Here is a 12488-nt window from a genome sequence, read left to right as displayed (position 1 = left end):
ATCCTCATTCCAGCCCTCTGATCTCGATGTCATCCGCGGACGCAATGTCCGAAATATCGAACACCCTAAAGCTGTAGGTACTGGTTTTCCCCTTCATATAATCGATATCCTGCTCCACCTTCTTCACGCTCTCCGGCGTCTTCAAATCCGCGGCATAATAATCGATGGTAAGGTCCGTCTCCCCCGGCACCGTCACCGAAGGCAGCCGCCGAATCAGCTCCAGCACCCGTTCCTTCTCCTGCGCCAGATTATCCGCCGTCAAATCCTCGAATACGATCAGTCTTATGTTCTGTCTGACATCACCATCGGCGTTATTCGCCAGCTGGCTATAATCACGCTCTACCGTGTCGCTACCTGCGAAGACATACGCCTCCCCAAACGCCTGGTCCGGATAAAGCTCATCCAGCAGAGGTTTCAGCCGGTCCCTCAGCTGCTGTCCCCAGAGCCGGTTCAGGTAGGTATCATTCGATATGACGGGAGGGCTGGCTTCATTACTGCTCAGGGTAAATTCAAGCTCTGGCGCCTGCTCCGGATGGGCCGTAAGATTATACGAGCCTATGGCCCAGGTATAATCCACGTCCGTGACCTTAAAGGGTTCGTTGTACTTCTGTTCCAGATAGGACTCCGCCGCTTCCTGAACCTCTCGTTTCTCCGCAGCCGTCTTCATGAACGGGGCGGATCCCCAGGTGTACCCGGCGTAAATCGACCCTGCGAACAAGGCCAGTCCGACGATCGTCCGCACCACGATTTTCCAAGGGGAGGCGAGCTGACGCCGCCGTTTCTCGTCGAACATCGGTTTCCTGGGCGATCGGTAGCTGAAGTAGATGACCGGTATGATCAAACCTATAATATGAAGCCCAATAGCAAGCGGACCGATAATCAAGCCCAAATATCCCAGTGTCATGAAAAAAATAAACAAAGCTGCTCCCTGCAGCGCCATGAGCAGCATTGCGCCTATGATCATGCCCGGCGTCCCGATATAAAACATCCCGAGCCCGGTGCATATCAGAGAGAGCAGCGTAGCCATCCATTGATGTTTCTTCAAGTTATCATCCGTCCTTCATGCAAATGGTTTGTGAAGCATTGTCAGATGCTGTCACCATATTATAACCGCTGCGAAGCCGGAGATAAACGATTGAAGCACTTTCGCAGCAAACGAGCGGCATTCCGTGATGTTTTCTTGCAATGATCGAATGCGTTCGGCTCAGTGGGTAACGACCTCTAATCAACAAAAGCCCACTTCACCGTGGTGAAATGGGCTTTTGGTTCAATGGAAAGCCAGCCTTGAAATAAAAGCTCAAAAGAAAACTCCCTATTCCTTCGGATGTATCATTTCTTCCGGACGGACGATCCGGTCAAAATCCTCTCCGCTAAGCAGACCGCTTGCCAGCGCCGCTTCGCGAAGCGTTGTCCCTTCATTATGCGCACGTTTAGCGATGGCTGCGGCATTCTCGTATCCGATATGCGGATTCAGCGCCGTCACCAGCATTAGCGACCGCTCCATGTTCGCGCGGATCACGTCAAGATTGGCTTCGATGCCGATGGCGCAATTCTGGTCGAACGAATCCATGGCATCCGACAGCAGACGCACGGACTGCAAGAAATTATAAATGATGACCGGCTTGAAGACGTTCAGCTCAAAATTGCCCTGGCTTGCCGCAAAACCGATCGTGGCATCATTGCCCATCACTTGGCAGACCACCATCGTCAGCGCTTCGCTCTGGGTTGGATTTACTTTCCCCGGCATGATGGAGCTTCCCGGTTCGTTGGCAGGGATCGTGAGCTCGCCGATGCCGGAACGGGGACCGCTTGCCAGCCAGCGAACGTCGTTGGCGATCTTCATCAGATCGGCAGCCAGCGCCTTCAGCGCCCCATGGGCAAATACGATCTCATCATGGCTGGTCAACGAATGGAACTTGTTGCTGGCGGACGTGTAGCTTTTTCCGATCTGCAGGCTGATTTCGGCCGCCGTCATTTCTCCGAATTTCGGATGCGCGTTAATGCCCGTACCGACGGCGGTACCGCCGATAGCCAGCTCGCGCAGCGGTTCTACGGCCGAAGCCAGCATCAATTCGCACTTCTCCAGCATCCGGTGCCAACCGCTGATTTCCTGTCCGAGCGTCAAAGGCGTTGCATCCTGAAGGTGCGTACGGCCGATTTTGATCAGATCCTTATATTCATCGCTTTTCTTCTCGAACGTTTTCTTCAAACGGCGGAGCGCAGGCATCACTTGATCTTCCATGGCCACGACCGCAGCCATGTGCATCGCCGTTGGAAACGTATCGTTGGAGCTTTGGGATTTGTTGACGTCATCGTTGGGGTGAACGCGCAGCGTGCTGTCTTTTCGCTCGAGCAGCTGATTGGCCCGATTCGCAATGACTTCGTTCACGTTCATGTTGGATTGCGTGCCGCTGCCGGTCTGCCATACCACCAGCGGAAAATGCTCATCCCACTTGCCGTCCACGATCTCGTCGGCCGCGGTTGTGATCGCATCCACCTTATCTGCATCCAGCTTGCCGAGCTTGCCGTTGACGATGGCCGCGCTCTTCTTTAATATCGCGAACGCCCGAATGATCTCCTTCGGCATCGTTTCGGTTCCTATCCGGAAATTCTCGGAACTGCGCTGTGTCTGCGCTGCCCATAACTTATCCGCAGGCACTTTAATCTCACCCAGGGTATCCTTCTCAATACGATAATCCATCCCAACTTCCTCCTTTGGTCTCCTTGAATGCTGCCATGTCCTGAACGAGAGCCCTTCCACCATGGAAGAGCCCGATCCTCGGGTTCAATCGCATAGCATAAAGCGCTTTATATTCCATCTCTCCTATTATGACACAGACTTGCCCAATAAAAAAATATACGCGATGAAGGCTGCGGCTGTTATTCTCTAAGTCTCAGCCCGGCCGGCTGGCTGCCTTCCGGGCTCACGGTCGTTCACGGGCATATGACTTGTAACGGACGGTGGTCACCGTTCCGTTCGCCGTCTTGATTCAGGCTGAATCCATCATCTCCCGGCCTTATAACAGCCACTCGAACCAGCGCGCATGCCCATCCGTGCGTGCCGCCGTAAACTTGATCGGCAAGCCCCCGAGGATATAATCGGCATGCAGATCCTCATCCTGCATATTGTTGTAGACATGCACAATATCGCGCTTTCTTCCAATCTCGCTCAGATGCCGCAGCAATTTTTGCTTGGAAGCCTCCGGAATCTGGTTGGCCACATGCGTATGAAACACGCAGATCACGGCCTCATCCGGAATCTCCTTCACGATGTCAGGCAGCAGCTCCGTCCCGTCCCCCTCCCGGAAACGTACGTCTGACTGCTGCTTCAACGCCTTCGCCGCATGCTCCAGCATGGACACCCGATCGTGATTGCCCGGCCAAATCAAAGCTCGCAGCCATAAGAAATGCTCCGGGTTCCGTACGTCATTCACATGCAGATCGATCCCCATCCGGTAAACAACCGGCGGACTGGAGGCCAGCAGGAACGGCTTGCGGTCTCCCCTGATCTCCGATGTAATGCGAACCTTCGATTCCGTAAGGCCGTAACTCGCCGTGTCTCCGTAGGAATAACTGTATTGATCCCACAGCAGCTGCAATCCGGCACTCGTTCCAAGCTCCACCAGGGCAAGCAGCTTTCGGACCTTGTCATAGATGGAGCAGAACACCGGGTACAGGTACGCGCAGCGACGGACCTCGTTCGTCTGTACCCGTTTGCGCTTCAGGATTCCGATAATGGCTGCTTCATACTCCAGTACGAATGCCCGGAAATGGGGATAACAGGAGGCCATCTCCTTCGGATGCTCCGCCAGGCCGGGGTAATACGCCCTCAGCTCCGGACCCTCGCCCTGAAGCAGCAAGTATTGAACCGCACCGAACAGCATATTGGGCACGGGCTGGCCGGACGGAACCAAGGCAGCGACCTGCAGCACCTCTTCATCTTCGGCAATATGCCAGGCCAAATACTCATAAAACACGCTGGAACCCGGACATTCCCGCTCGGCAAAATGACGAAATACATTCACCAACCGTTTCGAATCCACCCTATACCACACCCCTAACGTTGTAATGAACCCTTGATCCTGCTTAAGACTAATGTTACATCTTTCCAGAATGCGCGTGGATTCCGATCTTTTATCGGGCTTATAAGAAAAAAGAAGGCAACAAAAAGAAGAACCAGCCTCCTGAAAGGCCGGTTCTTCTGCTGGTAAATCGCCTCGGCTGTCTATACCGCCGGACGATCCAAACGGTACAAGTTCCGATACCGCGGATATCGCTCCATCAGCTCATCGTGGGTGCCCCGCATCACGATTCGACCGTCTTCCATGAAAAGGATCTCATCCATGCGCTCCACGCCGACCAGATGATGCGTCACCCAAATCAAGGTGCGGTCCTGCAGGCTGGCGAATATGGTGGACAGCAGTTCCCGCTCGGTTATGGGATCCAGCCCGACCGTGGGCTCATCCAGAATGACAACAGGCGTCTTCTGCAGCAGAATACGGGCCAATGCCACGCGCTGGCGCTCTCCTCCGGAGAAACGCTGTCCGGCTTCCTGCATGCGGGTGCCAAGTCCTTCCGGAAGGGAGGCTACCAGCGATTCAAGCCGTGCCATGGCGGCGGCTTCCCGGATTTCAGCCTCCGTGGCGTCCGGAGAGCCAAGCCGAATATTGTTCGCAAGCGTTGTGTCGAACAAGTGCGGACTCTGGTTCAATACCGAAATGACCGAAGAAATCTCATCGCCGAAACGCACTGACTCCACGCCGCCTAGGGTAAGGCTTCCTCCGGATGGCGCCAGCACGCCCTGGATCAGCTGCAGCAGGGTGGATTTGCCGGCACCGGAGCGTCCGATGATGGCTACCTTGGCGCCGGGAGCAATATCCAGCGTCACATCGGTTAATGCAGAAGATTCCCTGTCCACGCCGGATGGTTCCAGCCCCGATAGGCCGTCTGCCCCCTGATCATAACGGAAGCTGACGCCGTCCGCCTTCACATGAACGCCGCGGCTTATGACGGATTCGATCTCTGCCTTATCCAGCATCTGCGGCAGGTTCCGCTCTTCGGAGGCATCCGCGCTTTCAATCGCCCGAAGCCTTGCGACCGATTGGCCGTACTGCGGAATCCGCTCAACGGCTTCGGACACCGGCAGAAATGCATCCATTAACGGGAACACAACCAGCACAAAAGCCGCGATCAGCGTAACGTCGATGGCACCATTCGCATACTGCCTCCCCGACCAATACAGCACCGATACCACCGTCACGGCAACCACACCTTGACCGATAAAGGCGCGGAAGCGCGACCAGCGCTTAAGCGAGCGGTCGGTCCGGTCCACCTCGGCTTCATCCGCCTCATAACCGGTCAGGAATTCCGCCTGCCGGCCGCTGACGTACCATTCATGAATGCCCAGCACCGCGTCGGTCAGCTTCCGGTAGAGGTGGCTGCGGGCCTGTTTCACTTCCCGATTCTTCCGTTTGGTGAGCAGCAGCGAGATCAGCGGCAGCACCAGAACCAGTACCGCTATATACAGTGCGAGCAGAAGGGCGAATGCCGGATCAAACAGACCGACGGCCAGAATGACCCCGGCATATAACACAAGCGCAACAATCGATGGGAAGACCGTTCGGATGTAAACATCCTGCAAATACTCGATGTCATCGGAAAGCACCCCCAACAGATCCCCGGTGCGATACCGGGAAGATAAACGGAGGGCTTGCGGTTCCAGAATACGGTACAGCCGAAGCCTCATGCGAGACAGGATGCGAAGAATCGTATCATGCCCCACCAGGCGCTCCACGTAATGGATCACCGCACGTCCGATGCCGAAGGTGCGAACCCCTACGGTCGGCACGTACACCATCAGGATGTTTTCCGGACGCAGGGCGGATTTGGAGATCAAATAACCCGATGTGAACATCAGCATCCCGGCAAACATAATGGTGAGCACGCCCAGTGAGACAATGAGGAGAAAGCGCCAGAAATTTGCCGTTACATAGGGTCGAAACCACGATTCCTGCTTCATTGTACCCCCTCCATCTGCGATGTCATCAATCCATAATAGACGCCCTGTCGTGCCATAAGCTCCTCATGGGTTCCCGTTTCCGCAACGCGCCCCTGGTGCAGAACGATGATATAATCCATATCCTGCATCCAGTGAAGCCTGTGCGTCGCCAGAAATACCCACTTGTCTTGAAAAAGGGACAGCATCGTCTCCTTCAGCTCATATTCCGTCTCAATATCCAGATGCGCCGTCGGCTCATCCAACAGCAGAACCTGCCGGCCGCCGAGCAGCGCCCTGGCCAAAGCCACGCGTTGTGCCTGGCCGCCGCTTAAAGCGCGTCCGCCGCCGCCGATCATCTCCGCAAGGCCGTCCGGCAAGCTTTTTACCAGCTCCGACAGACCGGCCGCCTGCACCGCCGCTTCCACTTGAGCTCTGGACGCCTCCGGCGCATAAAAGCGCACGTTCTCCTCCAAGGTTGCCCCAAACAAATACGGCTGCTGCGGCATATAGGTGACCTCCGACCGCCACTCGCTTCGGTTCGATTCTGCCAGCTTCACGCCGTTCAACGCCATCGCTCCGGATGTTGGCGCCATGAAGCCGCCTAACAGCTCGATCAGCGTGGATTTGCCGGCTCCGCTCTCCCCGACGATGCCGATCTTGCGTTGTCCCGGTATTCGGAAGGTGACCTCCTCCAATGAAGCCGGCCCTTGTTCTTCATGTCTGAGGCCGATACCGGAGAGCTCCAGCACGCTGTCCTTTTCCCATCGGAATGTTGTCTGCGGTCTGCGGCTGGGGCCCGAGAAATTATTTTGAATTTTAAATGTTAGGCCTGTTGAGGTTCGTCCCATCGTTTCTGCCGCCGGGGCTTCAAGCACTCCCGTTGGCTCGAATAGACCTGCGTCGTTAGCCGAACCCTCCGCAGCAACAGGACCCGAGCTTCCGCTCGTGTGCCCCTTTCGGGCTTCCCGGATGATGGATCGCATCGCCTCCCCTGCCTGCTTGCCGTCCAGCGTGGCGTGGAAGTCCGCTCCGACCATGCGCACCGGCAGGAAATACTCCGGTGCCAGGATCAGGATAAGCAGCGCGGGCAGCAGCTCCAGGCTGCCGTTAATGAGGCGCAGGCCCAGGTTTACCGCAACCGATGCCACGGACAGCATCGTAAAGAAATCCAGCGCAAAAGAGGACAGAAACGCCACGCGCAGCGTCCGCATGGTAGCTGCACGATACCCTTCGCTGACCTGCTGTATGCTCGCGCCGTGCTTGCGGCTCTGTCCCAGAAACTTCAGGGTGGTCAGCCCTCTCAGCGAATCCACGAAATGATTGGACAGCATCCGGTAGGAATCCAGCTGCCGCTCGGTCTGCTTTCTCGCGGCAAGTCCCACGAGGATGAGAAACACGATCAGGATCGGCATGGTCACCAGCAGAATAATGCCCGAGATCCGGTCCGTCATGAAAACGTACAGCCATACCAGCGCCGGGGTAATGCCCGCCCCCATCATGCGAGGTATGGTCAGCTCCGCATATTTGCGGAACTTGCCGATGCCCTCCAGCACAAGCGTAACCACATTGCCTGTTCCTTTCGACCGGACAAAGGACGGCCCGTTCCGAAACAGCTCCTCCAGCAGCTGCTTTCTCAGGCTCGTGCCCGTCTCCTCGGCAAAGCGCTGCGCGATTCCTTGCTGCACGACCGAGATCCCGTGGCGTGCCAGAAATGCAAGCAGGAACAAGGCAATGATCTCCCCCTGCTCCTGCAGCGTTGATCCCGCAAACAGGGCGGATACGGCTTCCGCCAGCCATTTGGCTTGCAGAAGGATGGCCATGCTCTGTGCCAGGGTACATACGGCGACAAGGAAGAATACCGTCTTGGCGCCTTTGTATCCCAGCAGATCTTTTCCCATCAGTATTCCAGATGCTCCTTCTCATGTACCCGTTTGTGGAAAACGAAGTAACTCCAAATTTGATAGCCCAAAACAAACGGCAGCAGCGATACGGCCACAATCGTCATAATTTTGAGGGAATACGGTCCGGAGGCCGCATTATAAACGGTCAGGTCAAATGCTGCGTTGATGGAGCTGACCATCACGCGCGGGAACAAGCCCACGAATACGGACGTTACCAAGAGTGCGATGACCGCGCCGGTCATCCCGAAAGCCCAGCCGTCCCGCTTGACGTTCATGAAATATCCGCCCAGCAGGAATGCAAGCAGGGCCAGCACCAGCAGGACGGTTAACGCCACGCCGCGCTTCTCGAAGATATCGGTCATGAAATACGTCATCACCCCGAACGCCACGAATAGGGCCGCAACAGGAATCAGAAGTCTCCGGGCCATGCGGCGCGCCCGTTCCTGGAGATCCCCCAGCGTGCGCAGCGTCGTGAACATCAAGCCATGCAGCAGGCAGAGCATCACCATCGTCAACCCGCCGACCACCGTATAAAGATTCACGACATCGAAGAATCCGGCATGCAGCTGCATCTCTTCGTTAATCGGGAGCCCCTGGATCAGGCAGGCAAAAACAACGCCGAGCAGGAATGGCGGAAGCACGCTTCCGGTGAAGATCGCTCCGTCCCATACCCGTTTCCAGCGGACATCGCCCACCTTGCCGCGGAATTCAAATGCCACGCCGCGCCCGATCAAGGCCAGCAGAAGAAAGACAAGCGGGATGTAGAAGCCGCTGAACAGCGTGGCATACCAGTTCGGGAAGGCCGCGAACATCGCGCCGCCCGCCGTCAGCAGCCAGACCTCGTTGGCGTCCCAGAACGGGCCGATCGAGTTGATCAGCACCCGGCGCTGGGTATCGTTCTTGGCCAGCAGCTGCGTGGACATCCCGACTCCGAAATCGAAGCCCTCCAGGAAGAAGAACCCGATAAACAATACGGCGACGAGCACAAACCACAGTTCGTTAAGAGACAGCATTGTAGTCCTCCTTATTAAACGGATCGCTTGCGTGGTGATCGTCTTCCTCCGCCGCATACGGTCCTTTCTTAATGACTTTGATGAACAGATAGGCCATCACGGCTGCCAGCACCGCATAAATGGCGGTAAACATGATGAGCGAGAACAGGATCGAGCCTGCGCTTACGTTCGGCGAAACGCTGTTCTCCGTGGTGATCAGCCCGAATACCGTCCAAGGCTGGCGTCCGATCTCCGTCATGATCCATCCCGATGTGTTGGCGATGAACGGCAGGGAAATGCCAAACAGCATCAGTCTGAGGAACCATTTGCCGGCCTTCTCGACTTTTTTGCGCAGCATCAGCCACGCTCCGTACAATCCCAGCAGAATCATGACGCTGCCGGCAGCCACCATAATCCGGAAGCTCCAGAAAGTGGTGCGGACCGGCGGAATATAGTCTCCAGGACCGTATTCCTGCTCATATTGGGCTTGCAGCTCCTTCATGCCGATGACTTCGCCGGAAAATTTGCTGTAGGACAAAAAGCTGAGCAAATACGGGATTTTGAACTCCATCGTGTTCTCCTGCTTATCCGGATCGATGGCAGCGATGACCGTCCAAGGCGCGGGATCGTCGCTCGTTTCCCACAAGCTCTCGGCGGCGGCCATCTTCATCGGCTGCGTATCCACCAGATACTGCGCCTGCTGGTGGCCGAATACCGCAACCAGAATGGAGGTGATGAGACCGACCACGATGGCGATGTGGAATGACTTTTTGAAGAAATCCCAATCCTGCTTCTTCAGCAGCTTATACGCGCTTACCCCCGCTACCAGGAAAGCCCCGGTTGCCAGCGCCCCGAAGATCGTGTGCGGGAATTCCACCAGCAGCTGACCGTTCGTGATCAGCGCGAAGAAATCGTTCATCTCCGCCCGTCCATTGTTGATCTCAAATCCGACCGGACGCTGCATGAACGAGTTCGCTGCCAGGATCCAGAAGGCGGACATCAGAGTGCCGAAGGACACCAGCCAGATGCTGAGCAGATGGACCTTCTTGGATAACCGGTCCCACCCGAATATCCACAGCCCGATAAACGTCGACTCTAGGAAAAACGCCAGCAGGGCTTCGATCGCAAGCGGTGCGCCGAACACGTCCCCGACAAAGCGCGAGTAATCCGACCAGTTCATCCCGAACTGGAATTCCTGCAGAATCCCTGTCACCACCCCCACCGCAAAGTTGATCAGGAACAGCTTTCCCCAGAACTTGGCCATTTTCTTGTAGACTTCCTGGCCCTTGACAACATACATCGTCTCCATGATGGCGATCAGAAACGCCAATCCGATGGATAACGGTACGAAAATAAAGTGAAAAATGGTTGTCGATGCGAATTGAATTCGCGCCAGCATAACCGGATCCATAAAAGATACCCCTTCCTTTAGCTCACGTGATCACTTCAAATTTGATTCTTTTTGTATTGTCGCAGACCGCGCTCTTATGGATTGTGATAAACATCACAATATAAAGACCGAAATAGGTGAAAAAGTTATCAATTTGTGACGGAAATCACTAAGTAGGCAATGGATTATGTGAGGATTATCCATAGAAGCGTGGCTTGCGGCATCCACTCACAGGCTAAACTCAGTATTTACGCACTAAAAAAGCAGGTCAGCCATGTAGGCCAGCCTGCTTTAATGTATGTGCCACCCTTATTGAACCGCGCCGATCTCCGTCTCGATGAGCTTGAATTCCGTCACATCCGCGATCCCGCGATTGGTAATGCGGATCTCCGGAATGACCGGAAGCGCAATGAGCGAGAACGTCATGAACGGCGCGTGGATCGAGCAGCCGAGCTGTTTCCAGGCTTCCTCCAGGGCAGCGACTTCCTCGGCCACGACCTCGACCGGACGGTCCGCCAGCAAGCCCGCAATCGGCATTGCCACTTTCGCCAGCACCTGGCCGTTCTGTACCACGATCATGCCGCCTCCGCATGCTGCCAGTTCGTTCGCCGCAAGCGCCATATCCTCGGCGTTCGTGCCCATCACGAGCAGGTTGTGGCTATCGTGCGCCACCGTGGAAGCAACCGCGCCTGACTGAAGTCCGAAGCCACTCGCAAAGCCGAGCGAGATTTGCCCGGTTGCGCCGTGGCGCTCGATGCATGCCAGCTGAACCACGTCCTGGCCCAGGTCCGGCTGGATGACGCCCTGCTCAACCGCGAGCACCGCGGTCATTTTGGCGGTACGGGCACTGTTCTCGATGACGCGCACCACGTTCACTTCCGTACGTGCCGCATCGAACTTGCTGCGCAGCAGAAAGTCGCCGGCGGTAAGCGAACGCTGCAGCCGAACCGATTGAAAGGCTTTTTCCGGATACGAAAACGCCGGGAATGCCTTCACGAGACGGCCGTTCTCCGCGACCACTTCGCCATCCGTGATCACCACCGAAGGCACCATGCTCTTCAGATCGTCAATGAGCAAAATATCAGCCGTTTTGCCCGGTGAAATGCTGCCGAGCTCCATGTCCATGCCGAAATATCGAGCCACGTTGATCGTGCCCATCTGGATCGCCGTAACCGGGTCCACGCCCTCCTCCATAGCGCGGCGGACCACATGGTTCATATGGCCGAGCCGCAGCAGCGTCTGCGGATACACATCATCCGTGACCAAGGAGATATTGTCGGTACGTACCTTGTCCTCCGTTACCACCTTAATCACTTCCTTCACATCCTGCCAAGCCGAACCTTCGCGGATCATCAGATGCATACCGAGGCGAACCTTTTCCAAAGCCTGCTCTCTCGTTACCGTCTCATGATCGGAGCTGACGCCGGTTGCCAGATAGGCTTGTAGCATCCGGTCATCCTCGGCCGGAAAATGCCCCGTCACCGTCTTGCCCGCACGCAGCGTGGCTTCGATCTCTCCGCTCATGGTCGGATCGCCGTATACGACGCCCGGGAAGTTCATCACTTCGCCAAGCCCGGCGACGCCGGGCCAAGTCAGCCCTTCCTCGATGTCGGCTACCCCCAGCTGCGCCCCGGCATCCTCCAGATCGAACGTCGCCGGTACGCAGGAAGGAATGGTGGTGAACACCTTCATGGGCAGCTGCTGCCCTTCCTCGTGCATCCAGCGCACGCCCTCCATGCCGAATACGTTGGCGATCTCATGGGGATCCATATAAACCCCGGTCGTTCCCGTAACGATGGCCGCTTTGGCAAACTCCGTTACGGTCAGCATCGTGCTCTCCACATGCATATGGCCGTCCAGCAGACCCGGCGAGATGAAGCGCCCATTCGCTTCGATCACCTGCGTCCCCTCTCCGATCGTATGATCGGCGCTGCCGATATAAGCGATGCGCCCGCACGCCATCGCCACGTCTATCCGTTCCTGAAGCTCGCCCGTAAACACATTGACCAGCGTGCCGTTTTTGATGACCAGATCCGCTGGCTCTTGTCCCATGGCAACCTTCCCCAGCTGCTGGCTGACCTCGTATCGTTTCTGTCTCTGGATTGAACTCATGATGATTGCACGCTCCCCTTTTTTTAGATATCAGAAAGTATCTACTTTGAAGCTTGCGACTTCCTGATATCGCAATAAAAACTTCTTCTTACTTC

The 12488-nt window shown here is 56.2% G+C and carries 8 protein-coding genes; all 8 read right to left on the bottom strand.

From position 1 onward, the window contains the following. Window positions 1-4: 4 nt before the first annotated feature. A complete protein-coding gene (locus BMX45_RS11590) occupies window positions 5-1045 on the bottom strand; it encodes a hypothetical protein (RefSeq protein ID WP_090909809.1) in 1041 nt (346 codons plus the stop codon). 267 nt (window positions 1046-1312) lie between these two features. After that, window positions 1313-2701 (bottom strand): class II fumarate hydratase, encoded by a 1389-nt coding sequence (fumC, locus tag BMX45_RS11585; RefSeq protein WP_090909808.1) that lies wholly within the window; start codon window positions 2699-2701, stop codon window positions 1313-1315. A 316-nt stretch (window positions 2702-3017) separates the two neighbouring features. Continuing rightward, window positions 3018-4043, bottom strand: a complete 1026-nt coding sequence (locus BMX45_RS11580; protein WP_090909807.1) for a DUF2332 domain-containing protein — start codon at window positions 4041-4043, stop codon at window positions 3018-3020. A gap of 182 nt (window positions 4044-4225) precedes the next feature. Next, on the bottom strand, window positions 4226-6019 hold the full coding sequence (gene cydC, locus BMX45_RS11575; RefSeq protein WP_090909806.1) for a thiol reductant ABC exporter subunit CydC: 1794 nt from the start codon (window positions 6017-6019) through the stop codon (window positions 4226-4228). Then, on the bottom strand, window positions 6016-7896 hold the full coding sequence (gene cydD, locus BMX45_RS11570; RefSeq protein WP_090909805.1) for a thiol reductant ABC exporter subunit CydD: 1881 nt from the start codon (window positions 7894-7896) through the stop codon (window positions 6016-6018). Before cydD ends, cydC begins: the two co-directional genes overlap by 4 nt. Next, the gene (cydB, locus tag BMX45_RS11565; protein ID WP_090909804.1) at window positions 7896-8912 is read right to left on the bottom strand and encodes a cytochrome d ubiquinol oxidase subunit II; all 1017 of its coding nucleotides are present in this window, start codon (window positions 8910-8912) and stop codon (window positions 7896-7898) included. Before cydB ends, cydD begins: the two co-directional genes overlap by 1 nt. Next, window positions 8899-10302, bottom strand: coding sequence for a cytochrome ubiquinol oxidase subunit I (locus BMX45_RS11560; protein ID WP_090909803.1), 1404 nt, complete (start codon window positions 10300-10302; stop codon window positions 8899-8901). Before BMX45_RS11560 ends, cydB begins: the two co-directional genes overlap by 14 nt. Before the next feature lie 288 nt (window positions 10303-10590). Then, entirely contained in the window at window positions 10591-12393 is a 1803-nt protein-coding gene (gene ade / locus BMX45_RS11555) for an adenine deaminase (RefSeq protein WP_090909802.1), read from the bottom strand. Window positions 12394-12488 lie beyond the last annotated feature (95 nt).

It is taken from the genome of Paenibacillus sp. cl141a (assembly GCF_900109305.1).
Lineage (GTDB): Bacteria > Bacillota > Bacilli > Paenibacillales > Paenibacillaceae > Paenibacillus_AQ > Paenibacillus_AQ lautus_A.
This window is presented reverse-complemented; position numbering and strand designations above follow the sequence as displayed.